Below are 23655 nucleotides of genomic sequence, written 5' to 3' on the forward strand. Positions count from 1 at the left end.
CCGCCGCGCACCGCCCCGGCCGAGTCGGGACGGCCGGTGCCGCACCCATCACCCACACCAGGAAGGCGGCAGCCCTCATGGTCGAATCAGCTCTCGTGGTCGGCGTCCTCGGTCTCGGCTCGCTGGGGGAGGGCCTGGCCGCCGCGCTGCTCGCCTCCGGCGTCGAGGTCGTCGGCGTCGACCCCGACCCGGTCGCGCTCGACCGCGCCCGGCTCCGGCTCGGCGACCGCGCCCTGTCGCTGGGCGCCGAGGTCACCGACCTCAAGCGCGCCCACGTCGTCGTGGAGGCCGTGCCGGAGGACGCGGCCACCAAGGAGGCCGTGCTGCGCTCGGTGGTCGACCTCTGTCCCCCCGAGACGGTCCTGGTCACCACCACCGCCTCGGTCCCCGTGCCGTGGCTGGCCATCGCGGCGGGCTGCTCGACGCGCCTGCTCGGCCTGCGCTTCCCGCTGCCGCCGCCACTGGGCCGCACCGTGGAGGTGGTGCCCACGGCGATGACCTCCCCGGAGGCGTTCGACGCGGTGCGCTCCCTGGTCAAGCGGCTTGACCGCGAGGTGGTCAACACCGGCCGCCGCGCCGCCGACGCCGCGACCGACCTGGTCTACGCCCACCTCAACCGCTGCGCGGCCCTGCTCGACGAGGGCTACGCCACCCGCGACGACATCGACGCCGCGATGCGGCTGGGCTGCGGGCTGCCGCTTGGCCCGCTGCGCGTGCTGGACGAGATCGGCGTCGGCTCGGTCCGCTCGGCCCTGCTGCGCCGCCACGCCGCCACCGGCGACGACGCCTTCCGGCCCGCGCCCGTGCTCGACCGGATGGTCGCCGACGGCGCCCTCGGCCGGGTCGCCCGCCGCGGCTTCCACGACTACGACGAGGTGGGCGAGGTCATCGAGCCCGCCGCGGGCACCGGCACCGCCGAACCGCCGGGCCGCCCGGTGGCCCGCGTCGGGGTGATCGGCTCCGGCACCATGGCCCAGGGCATCGCCGAGGTGGCCGCGATCGCGGGCATCCCGACGGTCCTGCTCGCCCGCAGCGCCGAGAAGGCCGCCGCCGCGATCACCGCGATCGACGCCTCCCTGGCGCGCGGTGTGCGCCGGGGCCGCATCCCGGCCGCGACCCGCACCACCGCCCTGGCCCTGATCACCGAGGCCCACGACTACACCGCGCTGTCCGATTGCGACTTCGTGGTCGAGGCCGTGGCCGAGGACCCGGAGGTCAAGCGGGCGGTGTTCACCGCCCTGGACGCGGTGGCCAAGCCCGGCGCCGTGCTGGCCACCAGCACCTCCAGCCTCGCGGTGGCCGACTGCGCCGCCGCCACCGGCCGCCCCGCCGACGTGGTGGGCACGCACTTCTTCAACCCCGCGCCGGTGATGGGCCTGGTCGAGGTGGTCCGCGCCGAGGGCACCGCCGACGACGCCGCGGCCACCGCCCGCGCCCTGGCCCGGCGGCTGGGCAAGACCCCGGTCGACTGCGCCGACCGGGCCGGTTTCATCGTCAACCACCTGCTGTTCCCCTACCTCAACGACGCCATCCGCCTGCTCGGCACCAGCGAGCTGGGCATCGAGGAGGTCGACGCCGCCGTCGAGGCGGGCTACGGCCACCCGATGGGACCGTTCGCCCTGCTGGACACCATCGGCCTGGACGTGTCCCTGCAGATCCTGCGCAAGCTCGCCGAGTCCGGCCGCGACGGCGCCGCCCCACCGGAACCCGCGCTGGAACGGCTGGTGGCCGAGGGCCGCCTGGGCCGCAAGAGCGGCAGCGGCTTCCGCCAGGTCGGCAACCGCTCCTCGGCGGTGACCCGGTGACCGGCGCGGTGTTCGGGGCCGAGTCGGCCCAGACCTGGCCCGAGGTCGAGCGGCAGGCGCTGCGCGTGGTCGCCGTGCTGCGCGAGCGGGGCCTGGCCCCCGGCGACCGGGTGGTGTTCAAGGCGGGCAACAGCGCCGCCTGGGTCACGGTGCTGCTGGCGCTGATGCACGCCGAGGCGTCGGTGCTGCTGGTCGACCACCGCGAGCAGGCCGCCGAGACCCGCCGCATGGCGCAGCGGGCGGGCGCCCGCCTGGTCGTGGCCGACTACGACGCGCCGCTGCTGCCCGACGAGGACCCGCTGTTCCTCTACGACCTGATCGTCGACGCCATCGGCCGCGAACCCGTCGCCGCCGACCTGGACGTGACCGGCTGGGCCGCGCGCCCGGACGGGCTGATCATGTGGACCTCGGGTTCCACCGGCACCCCCAAGGGCGTGGTCAAGAGCGGCGGCGCGTTCCTGCGCAACCTGGAGCGCAACGCCGACCAGGTCGGCCACACCGCCACCGACGTGCTGCTGCCGCTGCTGCCGTTCCCGCACCAGTACGGGCTGTCCATGGTGCTCATCGCCTGGCTGCGCCGCTGCTCGCTGGTGGTGGCCCCGTACACCCGGCTGGACCGGGCGCTGGTGCAGGCCGCGGGCACCGGGGTCACCGTGGTCGACGCGACGCCGTCGACCTACCTGAGCATGCTCAACATCATCGGCAAGCGCCCGGCCCTGGCCGGTGGCCTGGCGTCGGCGCGGATGCTCTGCGCCGGGGCCGCGCCGCTCGACAGCGGGCTGGTGCACCGGTACGTGGAGCGGTTCGGCCTGCCGCTGCTGGACAGCTACGGCAGCACCGAGTACGCCAACATCTCCTTCGCCACTCCCGACAACCCGGTGGCGTGCGGGCGGGCCATGCCGGGAATCGCGCTGCGCGTCGTCGACGAGGACGGTGTCCCCGTGGCCGCCAGGCAGGTGGGGGAGATCGAGGTGGACACCCCCGACGGCCTCACCGGGCACCTGGGCGAGGACGGCTCGACCGTGCCCGCCCCCACCGGCTGGGTCCGCACCGGCGACCTGGGCTACCTCGACGAGCGGGACAACCTGGTCGTGCTGGGCCGCAAGTTCGCCGTGACGCGCATGGGCTACACCCTCTACCCGGAGATCATCGAGCGCCGGGTGGCCGACGCGGGCTGCGCGGTGAAGGTGGTGCCGCTGCCCGACGAGCGCCGGGGGGCGCAGCTCGTGTTCGTCGTGGAGGACCCCGACGGCCACGACGAGGCCCACTGGCGCTCGTTCCTGGCGGAGGTGCTGCCCACCTTCGAGCAGCCGAACCGGGTCGTGGTGGTGGAGCGCTTCCCGCTCAACCGCAACGGCAAGCCGGACCGCGCCCGGCTGGAGGTCGTGGCCGCCGACACCGCGGCGGAGCCCGTGCTCGCCTAGGCGCACCGGGCCGGGAGGTTGGTGCTTGGAACGGGGGAGACCTCCGGGTGCGGTGGTGGTCGCGACGCCATCCACCGGGCCCGGAGGTCTCCGCGTCCCACCGTGCTGGTCCCGTACCGGGCCGGCCCGCGGGGGTCAGAACCGCTGGAGGAAGAAGCGGGTGTCGCCGCTGAAGTCGATCCCCACCACCTCCTTGCGGTCGGGGTTGAGGCCGGAGATCAGGAAGCGGGTGCTCCCGGGCAGGCCGGTGACGTCCACGACCGTGCCGTCGCGGGAGAAGACGCGGCTGCGCGCGGTGCCGTCGGCGGTGGTGTAGCGGGCGGCGATGTCACCGCGGTTGTTGATGCCCGCGATGTAGGGGAGGTCGCCGTAGCCCGCGTCGGGGGTGAGGTCGGTGAGGACGCCCGCGTGCCAGCGGAAGACGCGGTTGCCGGAGACGTAGGCCAGTTCGCCGCGGTCGTTGAGGAAGGTGTGGAAGAACGGGTCCAGGTAGTTCAGGTGGGTGAGCTGCGCGTACGGGAGGCTGCCCGGGTCGCTGAACACCCCGTCCTGCCACACGAGCACCCGGAAGTTCGGGTAGCCCTTGCTCGTCTGGAACGCGATGTCGCCGCGGCGGTTCACGGTGAGCGGCGAGAGCCCGTAGTACTCGGCCGGGGCCTTGAGGTCGGCCACGACCCGGCCGCGCTTGTCCCACTCGCGCACGACGGTGTCGCCGTTCGCGTCGACCACGTTGTGCACCACGTGCCCCCCGTCGCCCAGCAGGGGGTAGCCGCCGCCCTGGGGGCCTTCGTAGAGCACCTCGGACCGCCCCCGCTGCCACACCTCCAGCCGCTCCCCGCGCTCGGGGACGTAGGTCGTCACCAGCACCCGGCCGTCCTCGCCGACCGCGACCGCCTGGGAGTACGGACCGCCGACGTCGGTGCGCCGCCCGTCCTGCCACACGGCGGCCCGGGTGAGCGACCCGCCCTGCGGCACGTGGCTGCCTACGGCGAGCCCCCGGTCGTTCACGTCGTGGACGGTGCTCGACACCGCGTCCGGCTCCAGCACCCGCGGCGTCCCCCGGTGCCACACCACGGCTTTGTCCGTGCTCGACGAAGTCGACACGGTCCAGGCGTAGCCGCCCCCGTTCACCCGCGGGCTGCCCAACGTGGACGTGCCCGCGGGCACCGGCAACTCCTGGACGCGGCCCGCCGCCGCGGCGGGGGACGCCCCCACCAGCACAACACCCGCCACGACGGCGAGCGTGATCGCTCTGCGCACCAGAACTCCTCCCTGACGATCGGAACAGTGCACCCGATCATTCAGATAACGCCAATATCCGCATACCGCCATTCCGACCAGTGTCGGGTCGTCGACGTCCAGTCGCGCCACACCTGGAACACGCACTGGCGGTGACACCGCCAGTGCCCGGTGAGGGATGTTCCCACCGGGCACTTCGGTTTTCCGGGGGCTATTCACCGACCGCTGCGGACTCATTACCGCCCGTGCCGGGGCCGCGTGCGATCGGGGTTGGCGGGTAAGGGTTATCGGGGTTAATCGGGGTGATCGGGTCAACCCCTACAAACAGTTCCTATAGTGGCCAATTCCCTGACCAGCACCGTTCGACCCTGATACGGTCACCGTATTCAGGCACGCTTTGCAGCATAGAGGTGACTCTCCGCAATTGAACGCCTGAACTCAGTGCATGACGAAGTCGTTCATTCGGGGTGGGGGGAAGTACGGGTGGCATCAGCGAGTGTGTCGGTCGAGCACGCGGTCCCGGTCGTCGGGGACCTGTTGGACTCCGCCGAGACGGGCCGCGGTGGGCTCGCCGTGGTGTCGGGGGCCGTCGGGGGCGGCAAGACCCGGTTCCTGGAGCGGGTGCGGGACCTGGCCCGCGAGCGGGGCTTCCACGTGCTCGAAGCCGAGGGCAGCCGCGCCGAGCGGGACCTGCCCTTCGGCCTCGTCGGTCAGCTCCTGGCTGGGGTGGACCTCACCCCAGCCGAGATCGAGCGGGTCAGCGCCGCGCTGCGGGCGGCTCCGGCGAGCGGTGAACCGCCGGTGGCGTCCGTGCTGGACCTCTGCCTCGTCCTCACCGCCCGCCGGGGCGCACCCCTGCTGGTGACCGTGGACGACGTGCACCACGCCGACACCGCCTCCCTGCGGTGCCTGCTGCTGCTCTCGCGCCGCCTGCGCGCCGCCGGGGTCGTCGTCGTCCTCGCCCACGACCGCCACGCGCCCGCCCGCGCGGACGACCGCCGCGCCGAGTGCCTGCGCGAGCTGGTGGCCGACCAGCCGCACGCGGTGCCCGTCGACCTCGCGCCGCTGACGGCCGACGAGGTCGCCGCCGTGGCCGGACCCGCACCGGTCGACGGACTGGCCGCCTGCCTCGGCCTGCCCCGGCTGCTGCTGGCCCTGCTCGCCGACGCCGCCTGCGGTGCCGCCCCCGGGGACGGCCCCGCCTACGCCCGCGCCGTCGCCGACACCCTGCGCCGCCTCGGCGACCCCGCCGCCCGCGTCGCCGGGGGCCTGGCCGTGGTCGACGGGCCCGCCGACCACGCCCTGCTCGGCGACCTGGTCGGCGCCGACGCCGACACCGCGGCCACCGCCCTGCGCGACCTGACCGCCGCCCACCTGGTGCGCGACGGCGCCCTGGCCCACCCGGCGCTGCGCGCGGCCGTGCTGGCCGACCCGGCCGCCGACCTGGCCGGGCTGCGCGCCAGGGCCGCCGCCCTGCTCAACAACCGGGGCGCCCCCGCGGTGGCCGTCGCCGACCACCTCGTCGCCCTCGGCGACGCCTCCGAGCCGTGGATGACCGGCCTGCTGCGCGAGGCCGCCCAGCAGGCCCAGAGCAGCGGGGACCGGGCCCGCGCCCACGACTACCTGCGACTGGCCCACGACCGCACCGGCGACGAGCGCGAGCGCGCCGAGGCCGCCGTGCGCCTGCTCGGCCTGGAGTGGCAGTCCGGGACACCCACCCCGGCCCGCCGCGCCGAGCACGTGGCCGCCGCCCTGTCCCACGCCCGCTCCGGCGGCAGGCACACCGCGGCCATGCTGCGCTACCTCATGCGCTACGGCGCGGGCGCCGAGCTGACCGAGGCGTGGGCGGCGGTCGACGCCGTCCCCGCCCGGGGCCGCGCCGCCGCCGACCTGGCCGTGACCCGGCTGCTCACCGCCTGCTCCCACCCGACCGCCCTGCCCGGCGGCCCGGTGCCGCCCCGGCGCCGGGACCCGGCCACCGCCGTGCCCGCCGACCCGCTGGGCCGGGCCGCCGACGCCCTGGCCGACGTGCTGGCCAACTGGGCCGACCCGGACTCCCTGGCCGTGGCCGAGGAGGTGCTGCGCGAGGCCAGGCTGTCGGCCGAGTCCTTCGAGCAGGTGGAGAGCGCCCTGCTGGCCCTGGTCTACGCCGAGCGCCTCGACACCCCCGCCGAGGTGTGCGCGGCGCTGCTGGCCGAGGCCGAGGCGCAGGGCGCCGACACCTGGCGGGCCAGGCTGCTGTCCTGGCGCGCGGAGATCGCCCTGCGCCGGGGCGACCTGGCCGGGGCGGAGACCGCCGCCCGCGCCGCCCTCACCGCCGTCCACCGGCAGGTGTGGGGCACGGCCATCGCCGAACCCCTCGGGGTCCTGGTGGCCGCCACCACCGCCAGGGGCGACCTCGACGCCGCCGCCGCGGCCCTCGCCGAGCCGGTGCCGGACGAGGTCTTCGACACCCGCCACGGCCTGCGCTACCTGTGCGCCCGCGGCGAGTACCACCGCGCCCGCGGCCACGTGCACGCCGCGCTCGGCGACTTCCTGGTGGTCGGCCAGCTCATGGTGGCCTGGGGCGTCGACGCTCCGGGCCTGGCCCCGTGGCGGCTGCGCGCCGCCGACGCCTACCACGCCCTGGGCAAGCGCGAGAAGGCCCGCAAGCTCATCGACGAGCAGCTCACCGCCCTGCGCCACCGCCACCCCCGGGTCCGGGGCGCGGCCATGCGGCTGCGCGCCGCCACCGCCGAGGTCGCCGACCGCCCCCACCTGCTGCGCCGGGCGGTGGACGAACTCCAGGAGAGCGGCGACCAGTACGAGCTGGCGGGAGCCCAGGCCGCCCTCGGCGAGGCCCACCGCGCCTGCGGCGACCACCGCCGGGCCCGCACGGTGTTCCGGGTGGCCGCCACCCTCGCCGAGGACGCGGGCGCCGAGACCCTCCTGCGCGCCCTGGCCGCCGAGTACCCCGACGACCACACCGCCGACCCGGCCCCGGCCCTGCCGCCCACGCTGCTCAGCGACGCGGAGTTCCGCGTGGCCAAGCTGGCCGCCGCCGGGCTGACCAACCGCGAGATCGCCGGGCGGCTCTACATCACCGTGAGCACGGTCGAACAGCACCTGACCCGGGTCTACCGGAAGCTGAACGTGAGGGGGCGGGACGGGTTGCCCGCCGAACTGTGCACCTCGGTCGCGCCGTAGTCCTTTCGCTCGTCGGAAGGGGGCTGTCCTGTTCCGGACAGCCCCCTTGCGCTTATCCGGCATTCGGTACCGGTACCGGGTCGAGTTCCCCCGGATCGCCTTTCCCGTCGGGCCGAGAACAGGTCCTAGGGGGGCCGGGTAGGGGGCTTCCCTCCCCATTCCCGCGCATAGCCTCGCCAGGGTCGACCGACGTCGACCAGGTCGGTGCCGTGGACGCGGGGGAGAACACAGGTGGGAACCAACGGCTCGGTGGCCAACAGCCCGGCGGCGGTCAGGACCGCGGTCGTGTTCCCCGGCATGGCGCAGGCCGGGTTCCCCGTGCTGGGGCGCTTCCTCACCCTCGACCCGTTCGCCGGGGCGCGGGTGGCCGAAGCCGACGACGCCCTGGGGTACAGCCTGCTCGACCGGTACTGGGACGACGGCGGCGACTACTCGGTGCAGGCGCAGGTGGCGTTCATGGTCGCCTCGACGGCGCTGGCGGACCGGGCGGTGACCGAGGGCGGGCTGGTGCCCGGCGTGTGCGCCGCGCCGAGCTTCGGGCACAAGGCCGCCGTCGCGTTCACGGGGGCGCTGCCGTTCGGTGACGCCGTGCGGCTGACCTCGGCGCTGGCGGTGTGCGAGCACGAGTACTTCGCCGAGCGGCAGGGGGACCTGGTCACCCACTCGTTCGTGCGGGTGGGCGTCGACGAGGTGGCCGACCTGCGGGCCGAACTGGCCGAGGCGGGCCACGAGACCGCGCCCTCCGGGGCGCTCGACCACGACTTCCACCTGCTCACCCTGCCCCGCGACGGCCTCGACGCGCTCAAGGCGGCGGTCAGCGCGGCGGGCGGGTACAACATGCAGACCATGTGGCCGCCGGTGCACGCCCCGGTGCTGCGACCGCTGCGCGAGCGCGCCGAACGGGTGCTCGACGGGTTCGCCCTCACCGACCCGCTGCTGCCCGTCGTGTCCGATGTGGACGGCTCGCTGGTGACCACGGCGGACGCGCTGCGCGCGATGCTGCTGGGCACGTTCGACCGGCCGCTGGACTGGCCCGCCGCCGCGGCGGCGCTGGCGGGCCTGGGTGTCGGCACCGCGTGGTTCCCCGGCCCGGAGAGCCCGTTCACCCGGGTCCGGTGCAGCCGGGCGTTCGAACTGGTCAAGGTGGACCCCAAGGGTGCGCTGCGCGCCGTGCTGGGGGACCCCGCCGCGGTTTCCGGGTCCGGGCGGTCGCGCTAGGGGGTCGTGGCACCCCGGTCCGTTGTTAGCGTCGGGCGCGGGCGCCTCCGCCCGCCTCCCCCCACTCGCGTTGTGGAGCTTTGATGAGCGATCTCGGTGGTGTCGCGGCCCTGCTCGACCTCGTCCGCACGCGCGTGGGGGAGGTGCTGCTGGCCAAGGACCCGCAGGCCCCGGCCGCCCCCGCCCCCGACGCGGCGTTCCTCGACCTGGGCTTCGACTCCCTGGCCGCGGTCGACCTGCACCGGCGGCTGGTGGCCGAACTGGGGGTGGCGCTGCCGGTGACCCTGGTCTACGACCACCCCACCCCGGCCGCGCTGGCCGCGCACCTGCACACCGTGCTCACCGGCACCGAGGACACCACCCCCGGCTCGGTCACCCGGCCCGTCGACGAGGACGACCCGATCGCCATCGTCGCCGCGGGCTGCCGCTTCCCCGGCGGCGTGGCGTCCCCGGACGACCTGTGGGACCTGGTCGCCGAGGGCCGCGACGCCACCTCCGACTTCCCGTCGAACCGCGGCTGGGACCTCGACGCCCTCCACGACCCCGACCCCGACACCCCCGGCACCACCTACACCCGCCGCGGCGGCTTCCTGCACGACGCCGACCGCTTCGACGCGGCGTTCTTCGGCATCTCCCCGCGCGAGGCCACCGCGATGGACCCCCAGCAGCGGCTGCTGCTGGAAACCACCTGGGAGGCACTGGAGAACGCGGGCATCGACCCGCTGGGCCTGCGCGGCGGCGACACCGGGGTGTTCGTCGGCATCGAGTCGCACGAGTACGGCCCCGGCCTGGCCCACGCCGCCGACGGCGCCGAGGGCTACCTGCTCACCGGCACCGCGAGCAGCGTCGCCTCCGGCCGGATCGCCTACGCGTTCGGGTTCGAGGGCCCCACCGTCACCGTGGACACCGCCTGCTCCTCGTCGCTGGTGGCGCTGCACCTGGCCGTGCGGGCACTGCGCCGCGGCGAGTGCGGCCTGGCGGTGGCGGGCGGCGCGGCGGTGATGGCGTCCCCGGGCGGGTTCCTGGCGTTCAGCCGCCAACGCGGCCTGTCGGCCGACGGTCGTTGCAAGCCGTTCTCGGCCTCCGCCGACGGCACCGGCTGGTCCGAGGGCGCGGGCGTCCTGGTGCTGCAACGGCTCTCCGAGGCCACCCGCCTCGGCCACCCGGTCCTGGCCGTGGTGCGCGGAACCGCGATCAACTCCGACGGCGCCAGCAACGGCCTGACCGCCCCGAACGGCCGGGCGCAGCGCCGGGTCATCCACGCCGCACTGGCCGACGCGGGCCTACGACCGTCCGATGTGGACATGGTCGAGGCGCACGGGACCGGCACCGCGCTGGGCGACCCGGTGGAGGCCAACGCCCTGCTCGCCGCCTACGGCCACGACCGGGAACAACCGCTGTGGCTGGGCTCGGTGAAGTCCAACCTCGGCCACACCCAGGCCGCGGCGGGCGTCGCCGGGGTGATCAAGTCCGTGCTGGCGCTGCGGCACGGGGTGCTGCCCCGCTCCCTGCACGCCGACGAACCGACCCCGAGGGTGGACTGGACCTCGGGCGCGGTGTCGCTACTCGGCGAGGCCCGGCCGTGGCCGGAACTGGACCGGCCCCGCCGGGCCGGGGTGTCGTCGTTCGGCATGAGCGGCACCAACGCCCACGTCATCCTGGAACAGGCCCCACCCACCCCCGATCCCGGCGCCCCCAGCGCTGCCGCCACCGCTTCTGCTGCCGCCGTCGGCATCGGTGCCGCTACCGGTGGCGCCGACTTCGCCGCCGCGGGCGCTGGTGCCGGGCGTCCGGCCGCGCTGGTGTTGTCGGCGCGTTCGGAGGCCGCGCTGCGCGAGTTGGCCCGGCGGCTGGGCGACATCGATGCCGATCCCGCTGACCTGGGCGCGACCCTGGCGGCCACCCGGACGACCCGCCTGGAGCACCGCGCCGTCGTCATGGCCGCCGACCGCGCCGCGGCCCGCGCGGGCCTCACCGCCGTCGCCGGGGGCGCCAGTGCGGCGAACGCGGTCACCGGTGCCCCTGAGCCCGGCGGGCGGGTGGCGTTCCTGTTCACCGGTCAGGGCGCCCAGCGCGTGGGGATGGGGCGCGAGTTGCACGCGGCGTTCCCCGCGTTCGCCGCCGCCTTCGACGAGGTGTGCGCGCACCTGGACCGCCACCTCGACCCCGGGGTGCGCGAGGTCGTCCTCTCCGGTGACCCCCGGGTGCACGAGACCCGGTACACCCAGCCCGCGCTGTTCGCCGTCGAGGTCGCCCTGGTGCGGCTGCTGGGGTCCTGGGGGCTGCACCCGGACCTGGTGGCGGGCCACTCCGTCGGCGAGGTCGCCGCCGCGCACGTCGCCGGGGTGCTGTCGGTGCAGGACGCGGCGATCCTGGTCACCGCCCGGGGCAGGCTCATGCACGCGCTGCCGCCCGGTGGGGCGATGGCCGCCGTCGAGGCCGCGGCGGCGGAGGTCGAGCCGGTGCTGACCGCCGGTGTGGCCGTCGCGGCGGTCAACGGGCCGACGTCGGTGGTGGTTTCCGGGGTCGCGGGCGAGGTGGGGGCGGTCGCCGCGCACTTCGCCGCCCTGGGCAGGCGCACCACGGCGCTGCGGGTGTCGCACGCCTTCCACTCGCCGCTGGTGGACCCGGTGCTGGCCGAGTTCCGCCGGTACGCCCGCGTGCTCGACTACGCCGAGCCGACCACCCCCGTGGTCTCCACGCTCACCGGCGCGCTCGCCACCGCCGCCGAACTGGGCTCACCCGACTACTGGACCAGCCACGTCCGCGAGGCCGTCCGCTTCCACGACGCCGTGCGCGCCCTGGCCGACGCGGGCGCCACCACCTTCGTCGAGGTCGGGCCGGACGCCGCGCTGATCGCCCTGGCGCAGCCGGAACTGCCGCCCGGCGCCTGCGTCCCCCTGCTGCGCCGCGACCGCCCCGAGGTCGCCACCCTGCTCACCGCCGTGGCCACCGCCCACACCCGGGGCGCCGCGGTGGACTGGTCGGCCGTCGCCGGGGGCGCGGGTGGGCGGCGCGTGCCGCTGCCGAACTACCCGTTCCAGCGCGAGAGCTTCTGGCTCGCCCACGACCGCCCCGGCACCGACGTCACCGCCGCGGGCCTGTCCACCCCCGACCACCCGCTGCTGGCCGCCTCGGTCGACCGCCCCGGCACCGACGGGGCCCTGCTCACCGGCCGCCTCAGCACCACCACCCACCCCTGGCTGGCCGACCACGTCGTCCTGGGAGCCACCGTGCTGCCCGGCACCGCGTTCGTGGAACTGGCGGTGCGCGCAGGCGACGAGGTCGGCTGCGCCCACGTCGAGGAACTGACCCTGCACGCCCCCCTCACCCTGCCCGAATCCGGCGGCGTGGAACTGCGCGTCCTGGTCGGCGACGCCGACACCCACGGCAGGCGCGACCTGGCCGTCCACTCCCGCACCGACGCCAAACGCGATCCCGCCGCCGATGGCGACTGGCAGCACCACGCCTCCGGTGTGCTCGCCCCCACCGCCCCGGCCCCCGCGCCCGCCGAGGGCACCTGGCCGCCCAAGGGCGCCGAACCGGTCGACACCAGCACCACCCACGCCCGCCTGGCCGCCACCGGCCTGGCCTACGGCCCCGCCTTCCTCGGCCTGCGCCGCGCGTGGCGGCGCGGCGAGCAGGTCTTCGCCGAGGTGACCCTGCCCGACGGGGTGGAGCCCGCCCGGTTCGGCCTGCACCCGGCCCTGCTCGACGCCGCCCTGCACGCCGTCGAGCTGGGCGCCCTGCCCGCCACCGACGCCCCCGCCCTGCCGTTCGCCTGGTCGGACGTGTCTCTGCACGCCACCGGCGCCCGTTCCGCCCGGGTCACCATCACCAGGGCAGGCGACCGGTCGGTGACCCTGACCCTGCACGACGAGTCCGGCGCCGCACTGCTCACCGCCGGATCACTGGCCCTGCGCACCGCCGAACCCGACCAGTTCGGCAGCCCCACCGCCCCACTGTTCCACCTGGACTGGGTGCCCGCCCCCACCCAGGACACCCCGGCGGCCGAGGTCGTGGTGGCCCCGCTGACCACCGCGGCGGACGGCTTCGCCGAAGGCGCCCACGAGGCCGCCCGGCGCGCGCTGGAACTGGTCGGGGACTGGCTGGCCCAGGACCGCCCCGAACGCCTGGTCATCACCACCCGGGGCGCGGTCGGTCCCGGCGCGACCACACCCGCCCTGGCCGCCGCGTGGGGCCTGGTGCGCTCAGCCCAGACCGAACACCCCGGCCGCTTCGCCCTGCTCGACCTCGACCCCGACACCGACGCCGCCCCGACCCCGGCCGACCTGGCGGCGTGCGCGGGCGACGAGCCGCAGGTGGCCGTGCGCGGCGGACACCACCTCGTGCCGAGGATCGCCCGCACCCCCGCCCCCGGCATCACCGGCACCGACACCGCCGCCCCGACCACTGCCGCCACCCCCGGCACCGCCACCGCCACCCCCGGCACCCCCACCCCCGGCACCCCCGGCACCGGCACCCTCACCCCCGGCACCCCCGGCACCGGCATCGCCGGCACCTTCGGCACTATCGCCCCCTCCGGCACCGCCGCCGCTGGCATCTTTGGCGCCGCTGGCACCCCTGGTGCTGCCGGCACCGGCATCACCGCGGGCGACACCGTGCTCATCACCGGTGGCACCGGCACCCTCGGTGGGCTGTTGGCCCGCCACCTGGTCACCGCGTGCGGTGTGCGCAGGCTGGTGTTGACCAGCCGCTCCGGGCACGCCCCCGAACTGGCCGCCGAGTTGGCCGGGCTGGGCGCGGATGTCGTTGTCGCGGCGTGTGATGTCGCTGAGCGGGAGCAGGTTGCCGCGCTGTTGGCCGCGCACCCGGTCACCGCTGTCGTGCACGCGGCGGGGGTGCTCGACGACGGTGTGGTGGAGGCGTTGACCCCGGAGCGCGTTGCCGCCGTGCTGCGGCCCAAGGTGGACGGGGCCGCGCACCTGGCCGAGTTGGCCGGGCCGCTGTCGGCGTTCGTGCTGTTCTCCTCCAGTGCCGCCACCTTCGGGGACGCGGGGCAGGGCAACTACGCCGCCGCCAACGCCGCCCTCGACGCCTACGCCGCGCACCTGCGGGCCGCCGGGCGGCCCGCCGTCTCCCTCGGGTGGGGGTTCTGGAAGCAGCGGTCCGGGATGACCGCCGCGCTGTCGGAGGCCGACGTCGAGCGCATGCGGCGGTCCGGGACCGGCCCGCTGGGCACCGAGGACGCGCTCGCCCTGTTCGACCTGGCCACCTCCGGGAATCGGGCCGCGCTGCTGCCGATGCGGTTGGAGCCCGCCCGGGTGCGGGACGTGCCATCGGTGCTGCGCAGTCTGGTCCGGTCCCGGGTCCGCCGCGCTTCCGCCTCGGTTGCCGGGGAGGTCGGTGGCCTGGCCGGGGCGGTGGCCGGGCTGGGTGCCGACGCGCGCCGCGCTGCCGTGCTCGACCTGGTCCGCGCGGAGGTCGCCGCCGTGCTCGGTCACGGCGATCCCGCCGCCGTCGTCGAGGGTGGTGCGTTCAAGGACCTCGGGTTCGACTCGCTGACCGCGGTGGAGTTGCGCAACCGGCTGTCCGCGCTGACCGGCTCGCGCCTGCCCGCGACCCTGGTGTTCGACCACCCGACGCCGGGTGCGCTGGCCGAACGGCTGCTGGCCGACCTGGCAGGCGCCCCGGCCGCCGCCCCCGTTGCGGCGGTCGCGGCGGTCGGGGTTGACGAACCGATCGCCGTGGTGGCGATGAGCTGCCGGTACCCCGGCGGGGTCGGCTCGCCGGAGGACCTGTGGGCGGCCCTGCTCGACGGCCGCGACGCCACCTCCGACTTCCCCGCGAACCGCGACTGGGACGTCGAGGCCCTGTACGACCCGGACCCCGACAAGCCAGGCACCACCTACACCCGCCGGGGCGGGTTCCTTGCCGACGCCCCCGACTTCGACGCCGCGTTCTTCGGGGTGTCGCCCCGGGAGGCGCTGGCGATGGACCCGCAGCAGCGGGTGCTGCTGGAGGCCTCGTGGGAGGTGCTGGAGCGGGCCGGGCTGGACCCGTCCGGGTTGCGCGGCAGCCGGACGGGCGTGTTCGCCGGGGTGATGTACCACGACTACGCCGCGCGCCTGCGCAGCGTGCCCGAGGACCTGGAAGGCTTCCTGGGCAACGGCAGCGCCGCCAGCGTGGTCTCCGGTCGCGTGTCCTACACCTTCGGGTTCGAGGGTCCTGCGGTCACCGTGGACACGGCGTGTTCGTCGTCGTTGGTGGCGTTGCACTTGGCGGCGCAGTCGTTGCGGCAGGGGGAGTGCGACCTGGCGTTGGCCGGGGGTGTGACCGTCCTGTCCACGCCGGAGGTCTTCGTGGACTTCAGCAGGCAGCGCGGGCTGGCCGCCGACGGGCGGTCCAAGCCGTTCGCGGCGGCGGCCGACGGTGTGGGCTGGTCCGAGGGTGTGGGTGTGCTGCTGCTGGAGCGGTTGTCGGACGCTCGTCGCAACGGGCACCAGGTGTTGGCCGTGGTCCGGGGTTCTGCGGTGAACCAGGACGGGGCGTCGAACGGGTTGACGGCGCCGAATGGTCCGTCGCAGCAGCGGGTGATCCGGCAGGCTTTGGCCAACGCTGGTTTGTCCACTCAGGACGTGGACGTGGTGGAGGCACACGGGACCGGGACGACCCTGGGTGACCCGATCGAGGCACAGGCGCTCATGGCCACCTACGGGCAGGACCGGTCCAAGCCGCTGTGGTTGGGGTCGGTGAAGTCGAACCTGGGGCACACCCAGGCCGCCGCCGGGGTGGCTGGCGTGATCAAGGCCGTCTTGGCGATGCGGCACGGGGTGCTGCCCAAGACGCTGCACGTGGATGCGCCGTCGCCGCACGTGGACTGGTCCGAAGGGGCCGTGGAGCTGCTGACGGAGGCCCGGCCGTGGCCCGAGGTGCGGCGGGCGCGGCGGGCGGCGGTGTCGTCGTTCGGGATCAGCGGGACCAACGCGCACGTGATCGTCGAGGGGGTGCCCGCCGACGAACCGGTGCCGGTGCCCGCCGTGCCGGTGGTGCCGTGGGTGGTGTCGGCGCGGACGCCGGAGGCGGTGCGGGCGCAGGGCGAGCGGTTGGCCGAGTGGGCGGCCGGTACCGAGGTGGACCCGGTCGCGGTGGGGTCGGCGTTGGCGTTGGGGCGGCAGCGGTTCGAGCACCGCGCTGTCGTGGTGGGTACCTCGCCGGAGGAGTTGGTCGCCGGGCTGGGATCGCTCTCGCCGGTGGTGGCCGGGTCGGGGAAGACGGCGTTGGTGTTCACCGGTCAGGGTTCGCAGCGGCTGGGTATGGGGCGTGAGCTGTACGAGACGTACCCGGTGTTCGCCCGGGCCTGGGATGAGGTGATCGAGCACCTGTCCATCCCGGACCTTCCGGTTGAGGACACGGGGTTCGCCCAGCCTGCGATCTTCGCGTTCGAGGTCGCCGTGGTGCGGTTGCTGGAGTCGTGGGGTGTGCGGGCGGACGCGTTCGTGGGTCACTCCATCGGTGAGCTGGCTGCCGCGTATGTGGCGGGCGTCTGGTCGCTGGAAGACGCTTGCAAGCTGGTCGCGGCGAGGGCATCGCTCATGCAGGCGCTGCCGCGTGGCGGTGCCATGGTGGCGATCCCGGTTGCGGAGTCGGAGATCGAGCTGCCCGAGGGTGTGTCGGTCGCGGCGGTGAACGGCGCGGAGTCGGTTGTTGTTTCCGGTGACGAAGATGCTGTGTTGGCTTTGGCGGCGCAGTTCCCCCGGTCGAAGCGGCTCAACACCAGTCACGCGTTCCACTCCGCGCACATGGAGCCGATGCTGGCGGCGTTCCGCGAGGTTGCGGAGTCGGTTGTCTACAACGAGCCGAAGGTGCCGGTGATCGGTGCTGAGGTGACCTCGCCTGAGTACTGGGTACAGCAGGTGCGTGGGGCTGTCAGGTTCCACGACGCCATCCAGCAGGTGCAGGGGATGGTGTTGGTCGAGGTCGGGCCGGATGCGTCGCTGACCGCCTTGACGGGCGGGGTTGCGTTGCAGCGCAGGGACAAGCCGGAAGCGGTGAACCTGGTCGCCGGGTTGGGCAAGGCCCACGCGCTGGGTGCCTCGGTGGATTGGGCGGCGTTCTTCGGTGGTCCGGGTGCGCACGTGGACCTGCCCACCTACGCCTTCCAGCACGAGCACTACTGGCTCGACGCGGGCACCGGGGCCGGGGACGTGGGCGCGCTCGGCCTCGACGACGCCGACCACCCGCTGGTCGGGGCGGCCGTCGAGGTGCCGGACGGCGTTGTCCTCACCGGGCGGCTGTCGCTGCGCACCCACCCGTGGCTGGCCGACCATGCCGTGCTGGGTTCGGTGTTGCTGCCGGGCACGGCGTTCGTGGAGTTGGCCGTGCGCGCCGGGGACCAGGTGGGCCTGCCGCACGTGGCCGACCTAACCTTGCAGGCGCCGTTGGTGCTGCCCGAGGACGGCGCGGTGGACCTGCGCGTGGTCGTCGACGCCGAGCAGCGGGTGGAGGTCCACTCCAGGGTCGGGGACGACCCGTGGACGCAGCACGCCGTGGGCGCGCTCACCGCCGACGCCCCGACCGGGGCCGTGCTCGACCAGTGGCCGCCCGCAGGTGCCCGGCGCGTCGACACCGACAGCGCCTACGCGGACCTGGCTGACCAGGGTTACCACTACGGCCCGGCCTTCCAGGGGTTGCGCGCGGTGTGGCGGCGCGGCGCCGAGGTCTTCGCCGAGGTGGAACTGCCCGACGACGTGCCCGCCGACCGGTTCGGCCTGCACCCGGCCCTGCTGGACGCGGCCCTGCACGCCCTCGGCCTGGGAGTCGACAGCGCCGAGAACCCCGAGGCGCTGGGCCTGCCGTTCTCCTGGGAGGGCGTGACCCTGCACGCCGCCGGTGCTCGCGCCCTGCGGGTCCGGCTGGCGCCGTCCGGCACCGGGGCGTTTGCCCTGGCGCTGGCCGACCCCGCCGGGCAGCCGGTGGCGACCGTGGCCGCGCTGGCGCTGCGCCCGGTCAGCACCGACCAGCTCGCCCCGGCCTCGGCGGCGTGGTCGTCGCTGTTCCGGGTGGACTGGCCCGCCCTGACCGCCGAGCCCGCCGACCCGCAGCCGTGCGCCGTGCTGGGCACCGACGCCCTCGGGCTGCACGACCTGCTCAAGGCGGGTGGCGCGGCCGTGGACACCGCCGTCGACCTCCCCGCCCTGCTCGCCCGGCCGGTGCCGCCGGTGGTGTTCGCCCCGCTGCCCGCCGCGGACGGGGACCTGGTGGACGCCACCCACGCCGCCACGCAGGGTGTGCTGGCCTTCGTCCGGACCTGGCTGGACGTCGACGCCACGGCCGCCGCCCGGCTCGTGGTCACCACCCGGGGCGCGGTGAGCACCGGAGCCGGGGACGACCCGACCGACCTGGCGCACGCCGCCGCGTGGGGTCTGCTGCGTTCGGCGCAGGCGGAGAACCCGGGCCGGATCGTGCTGCTCGACCTCGACCCGGCGACCGCCCAGGCGCCCGCGGCGGGTGCGCTCGCCGCGGCCCTGGCCACCGACGAACCCCAGTTGGCCCTGCGCGACGGGGTGGTGCGCACGCCGAGGTTCGCCCGGGGCGCGACCACGGCGGCGCTGGTGCCGCCCACGGGTTCGCAGACGTGGCGGCTGGAGGTCAGCGCCACCGGCACCCTGGAGAACCTGGTGCTGGCCGACTCCCCGGCCGCCGTGGCGCCGCTGGCGCCCGGTCAGGTGCGGGTCGGGGTGCGGGCGGCGGGGATGAACTTCCGCGACCCGCTCATCGCCCTGGGCGAGTACCCCGGCTACGACCTGCTCGGCAGCGAGGGCGCGGGCGTGGTGCTGGAGGTCGGCCCCGGCGTGGACGACCTGGTGCCCGGCGACCGGGTGATGGGCCTGTTCGACGGTTCCTTCGGGCCCGTCGCGGTGGCCGACCGGCTGCGCCTGGCCCGCACCCCCGACAGCCTGTCCGACGCGCAGGCCGCGACCGTCCCGGTCGTGTTCCTCACCGCCTACTACGGGTTGGTGGACCTGGCCCGCCTGCGGGCCGGGGAGCGGTTGCTGGTGCACGCGGCGACCGGTGGTGTGGGCATGGCGGCGGTGCAGATCGCCCGGCACCTGGGGGCGGAGGTGTTCGCCACCGCCAGCCCGGGCAAGTGGGATGTGCTGCGCGGCATGGGTTTCACCGAGGATCGGATCGCCTCGTCGCGGACCCTGGACTTCGAGGACAAGGTGCTCGGTGCCACCGGTGGCGCGGGTGTGGACGTGGTGTTGGACTCGCTGGCCCGTGAGTTCGTGGACGCCTCCTTGCGGCTGCTGCCGCGTGGTGGTCGGTTCCTGGAGATGGGCAAGACCGACATCCGCGACCCGCAGGCCGTCGCCGCCGAGCACGCCGGGGTGGACTACCGGGCCTTCGACATCAGCGACGCGCCCAACGACCGCATCCAGACCATGCTCGACGAGGTCCTGTCCCTGCTCGACCGGGGAGTGCTGCGCCCGCACCCGATCCGGGCGTGGGACGTGCGGCGGGCGCCGGAGGCGTTCCGGTTCCTCAGCCAGGCCAGGCACACCGGCAAGTTGGTGCTCACCGTTCCGCGCGGCATGGCCGGTGGCACGGTGTTGATCACCGGCGGGACCGGTGTCCTCGGCGGGGAGATCGCCCGGCACGTGGTGGCCGAGCACGGCGTGCGGGACCTGGTGTTGCTGAGCCGCCGTGGGGTGACCGCCGAGGGCGCGCCGGAGCTGGTCGCGGAGTTGGAGTCGCTGGGTGCGCGGGTGCGGGTCGAGGCATGCGATGCCGCAGACCGTGCTGCGGTGGCGAAGGTGCTGGGGTCGTTGGAGGTCCCGCTGTCCGGTGTGGTGCACACCGCCGGGGTCCTCGACGACGGCCTGCTCACCTCGCTCACCCCGGAGCGCCTGGAACGGGTCATGCGCCCCAAGGTCGACGCGGCCGTGGTGCTGCACGAGCTGACCCGCGACCTGGACCTGGCCGCGTTCATCCTGTTCTCCTCCGTCGCCGCGACCTTCGGTGACGCCGGGCAGGGCAACTACGCGGCGGCGAACGCCTTCCTCGACGCCCTGGCCGCCCACCGCCGTGCCCACGGCCTGCCCGCCGCGTCCCTGGCGTGGGGGCTGTGGGAGCAGCGGTCCGGGATGACCGCGCACCTGACCGACACCGACGTCGAGCGGATGCGCCGCTCCGGCATGGCCCCGCTCGGCACCGCCGACGCCCTGGCCCTGCTCGACCTGGCGCTGGCGGTGGACGAACCGCTGCTGGCGCCGATGCGGCTGGACCCGCGCAGGCTGCCCGCCCACCCCGACCCGGTGCTGCGCGGCCTGGCCGGTGCGGCCGGGCGGCGCACCGCCTCGGCGGGCGGCGGCGCGGAATCCCTGGCCCAGCGGCTCGCGGGCCGCTCGGCCGAGGAACAGGACGCGCTGGTGCTGGACCTGGTGCGCGGCGAGGTCGCCACCGTCCTCGGCCACGCCGACCCCGCCGCCGTCGACCCCGGGCAGGCGTTCAAGGAGCTGGGCTTCGACTCGCTGACCGCCGTCGAGCTGCGCAACCGGCTCACCGGGGCCACCGGGGAGCGGCTGCCCGCCACCCTCGTCTTCGACTACCCCAGCCCGGCGGCGCTGGCCGCGCGCCTGCGCGCCCAGCTCGCCCCGGCGGCAGCGGCGGCACCGCAGGGCGACCCGGTCGAGGTGGCCCTGCGCGCCGCCCTGGCCGCCACCCCGCTGGCCCGCTTCCGCGAGGAGGGCCTGCTCGACGCGCTGCTGCGGCTGACCGGCCTCGCCCAGGACGACCCCGCCGACGACGCGGGCGACACCGACCCCGAGGACTCGATCGACGCGATGGACGCCGACCGGCTCATCCGGCTGGCGCTCGGGAACCAGGACTAGGCCGTGTCCCGAAAGCCCGCGTCCCCGGCGACCGCACCCCGACCACGGCTCTCATCGACTGAGACCTCCGCACCACGGCCTGGCCGTGCCCGACCGAGGAGCTGCTGATGGCCACCTCTCCCGACCAACTGCTCGACGCGCTGCGCTCCTCGCTCAAGGAGGTCGAGCAGCTGCGCAAGCAGAACCGGCAGCTCGTGCAGGCCGCCCGCGAGCCGATCGCCATCGTGGGCATGGCCTGCCGCTTCCCGGGCGGGGTGTCCTCACCCGCGCAGCTGTGGGACCTGGTCGCGGGCGGGGTGGACGCGATCGGCGGGTTCCCCACCGATCGCGGCTGGGACGCCGACGCGCTCTACGACGCCGACCCCGAGGCCGCCGGGCGCACCTACGCCAGGGAGGGCGGCTTCCTGCACGAGGCCGCCGAGTTCGACGCGGCCTTCTTCGGCATCTCGCCGCGTGAGGCGTTGGCGATGGACCCGCAGCAGCGGGTGTTGCTGGAGGCTTCCTGGGAGGCGCTGGAGGACGCGGGTGTGGACCCGGGTTCGCTGCGCGGCAGCGCCACAGGTGTGTTCGCGGGTGTGATGAGCACCGACTACTTCCCGGGCCTCGACGGCGCCCCGGACGGGCTGGAGGGCTACCTGAGCACCGGCACGTCCGGCAGCATCGCCTCCGGCCGGATCGCCTACACCCTGGGGTTCGAGGGCCCGGCGGTCACCGTGGACACGGCGTGTTCGTCGTCGCTGGTGTCGCTGCACCTGGCGGTGCAGTCGTTGCGGCAGGGGGAGTGCGACCTGGCCCTGGCCTCCGGGGCGACGATCATGGCCACGCCCGACACCTTCATCGATTTCAGCCGTCAGCGCGGGTTGGCCGCCGATGGTCGGTGCAAGGCGTTCGCGGATGCCGCTGACGGCACCGGGTGGGGTGAGGGTGTCGGTGTCCTGGTGGTGGAGCGGCTGTCGGATGCTCGTCGCAACGGGCACCGGGTGTTGGCGGTGGTGCGGGGGACGGCGGTCAACCAGGACGGCGCGTCGAACGGGCTGACCGCGCCGAACGGGCCGTCGCAGCAGCGGGTGATCCGGGCCGCGCTGGACAACGCCCGCCTGGCCCCGGCCGACGTGGACGCCGTCGAGGCGCACGGCACCGGCACCACCCTGGGTGACCCGATCGAGGCCCAAGCCCTGCTGGCCACCTACGGGCAGGACCGCTCGGAACCGCTGTACCTGGGGTCGGTCAAGTCGAACGTCGGGCACACCCAGGCCGCCGCCGGGGTGGCCGGTGTGATCAAGATGGTCGAGGCGATGCGCCGCGGGGTGCTGCCCAGGACCCTGCACGTGGACCGGCCCTCCGAGCAGGTCGACTGGTCGGCGGGCGCGGTGGAGCTGCTGGTGGAGAACCGGCCGTGGCCGGAGGTGGACCGGCCGCGCCGGGCGGGGGTGTCGTCGTTCGGGATGAGCGGCACCAACGCCCACGTCGTGCTGGAGCACGAACCCGAGCCGGTCGCCCCGACCGCCGGGGGCGGTGTGGTGCCGTGGGTGCTGTCGGCCAAGACACCGGAGGCGCTGCGGGCGCAGGCCGGGCGGCTGGCCGCTTTCCTCGGTGACCACCCCGACCTGGCGCCCGCCGACGTGGCCGCGACCCTGCTGGGGCGGGCGGTGTTCGAGCACCGGGCCGTGGTCGCGGGTGGCGACCGGGAGGCCCTGCTGGCCGGGTTGGCCGACCTGCCGGTGGCCGGTCGGCGCGTGTCCGGCGGAACCGGGCCGGTGTTCGTGTTCCCCGGTCAGGGTTCGCAGTGGGTGGGGATGGCCCGGGACCTTGTCGGGCAGTCGCCGGAGTTCGCCCGGCTGTTCGGTGAGTGCTCGGCTGCGGTTGAGAGCTCGGTGGACTGGAAGGTCGCCGGTGTTCTGGGCGACGAGTCCGCGTTGGAGCGGGTGGATGTCGTCCAGCCGGTGCTTTTTGCCGTGATGGTTGCTCTTGCGGGGTTGTGGCGTTCGCTCGGGGTTGAGCCGGGTGCGGTGCTGGGTCATTCGCAGGGTGAGATCGCGGCTGCCGCTGTTTCGGGTGCGTTGTCGCTGGAGGATGCGGCGAAGGTTGTTGTGCTGCGCAGCCGGGCGATCGCGGGCGGTCTGGCTGGTCGTGGCGGGATGGTGTCGGTGGCGTTGCCCGTGGATCAGGTGCGGGAATTGCTGGCGGACTACCCGGGTGTGTCGGTGGCTGCGGTCAACGGTCCTTCGGCCGTGGTGGTTTCCGGTGACCCGGAGGGGTTGTCGGCGCTGGTTGCCGCGTGTGAGGCCCGGGAGGTTCGGGCGAGGGTGATCCCGGTGGATTACGCCTCGCACTCGGCGCAGGTGGAAGCGATTCGGGGTGAGGTGGTTTCGGCGTTGGCCGGGATCGAGCCGCGTGTCCCCGAGGTGCCGTTCTTCTCGACGGTGACGGGGGAGTGGATCAGCACTGCGGCTGTGGACGCCGAGTACTGGTACGAGAACCTGCGCAACACGGTCCGGTTCGAGGAGGGTGTGCGGGCGCTCGCTGCCGAGGGTTTCGGTGCCTTCGTCGAGGCGAGTGCGCACCCGGTGCTGACCATGTCCATTGAGGACACGGTGGAGGCGGTGGCCGTCGGGTCGCTGCGGCGCGGTGAGGGCGGGCTGGACCGGTTCCTCGCCAGCGCCGGGCTCCTGTTCGCCCACGGTGTTCCGGTCACCTGGCCCGACCCGGGTGGGGTGCCGGTCGACCTGCCCACCTACGCCTTCCAGCGCGAGCGGTACTGGCTCGACGGCGGCGGCGCCACCGACGTCACCGGCCTGGGCCAGGTCGGTGCCGGGCACCCCCTGCTCGGCGCGGCGGTCGAGGTCCCCGGCGGGGTGGTGCTCACCGGGCGGTTGTCCACCCGCACCCACCCCTGGCTGGCCGAGCACGCCGTGCGCGGCACCGCCC

Annotated in this window: 6 protein-coding genes and 1 pseudogene; 6 read left to right on the forward strand and 1 reads right to left on the reverse strand. The window is 75.1% G+C overall.

Annotation, left to right across the window (positions count from 1 at the left end):
• Positions 1-77 precede the first annotated feature (77 nt).
• Positions 78-1805 (forward strand): 3-hydroxyacyl-CoA dehydrogenase family protein, encoded by a 1728-nt coding sequence (locus tag UO65_RS03510; RefSeq protein WP_035278642.1) that lies wholly within the window; start codon positions 78-80, stop codon positions 1803-1805.
• Complete coding sequence (locus UO65_RS03515) at positions 1802-3229, forward strand: class I adenylate-forming enzyme family protein (RefSeq protein ID WP_035278644.1); 1428 nt, start codon at positions 1802-1804, stop codon at positions 3227-3229. Before UO65_RS03510 ends, UO65_RS03515 begins: the two co-directional genes overlap by 4 nt.
• A 135-nt stretch (positions 3230-3364) precedes the next feature.
• Here UO65_RS03515 and UO65_RS03520 read toward each other — a convergent pair whose 3' ends face one another.
• Positions 3365-4489: a hypothetical protein gene (locus UO65_RS03520; RefSeq protein ID WP_035278646.1), complete on the reverse strand. Its 1125-nt coding sequence runs from the start codon at positions 4487-4489 to the stop codon at positions 3365-3367.
• A gap of 462 nt (positions 4490-4951) precedes the next feature.
• On the opposite strand from UO65_RS03520, the gene UO65_RS03525 reads away from it, so the two are divergent.
• From UO65_RS03525 to UO65_RS03540, 4 genes and pseudogenes are all read left to right on the forward strand, one after another.
• Entirely contained in the window at positions 4952-7654 is a 2703-nt protein-coding gene (locus tag UO65_RS03525) for a helix-turn-helix transcriptional regulator (protein WP_152551963.1), read from the forward strand.
• Between the two features lie 231 nt (positions 7655-7885).
• Positions 7886-8872, forward strand: coding sequence for an ACP S-malonyltransferase (locus UO65_RS03530; protein ID WP_200873295.1), 987 nt, complete (start codon positions 7886-7888; stop codon positions 8870-8872).
• Between the two features lie 107 nt (positions 8873-8979).
• A pseudogene (locus UO65_RS35435) lies at positions 8980-20727 on the forward strand (SDR family NAD(P)-dependent oxidoreductase); the annotation flags it as partial.
• A 140-nt stretch (positions 20728-20867) separates the two neighbouring features.
• Positions 20868-23655: type I polyketide synthase (locus UO65_RS03540; RefSeq protein ID WP_411431343.1), on the forward strand; the 2788-nt coding region annotated here is incomplete at its 3' end.

Origin of the sequence: Actinokineospora spheciospongiae (assembly GCF_000564855.1) — a bacterium.
GTDB lineage: Bacteria > Actinomycetota > Actinomycetes > Mycobacteriales > Pseudonocardiaceae > Actinokineospora > Actinokineospora spheciospongiae.

Excerpts from the sequence above, each read along its gene's own strand:
- UO65_RS03510 (WP_035278642.1), top strand. The coding sequence starts at position 78 with ATGGTCGAATCAGCTCTCGTGGTCGGCGTCCTCGGTCTCGGCTCGCTG.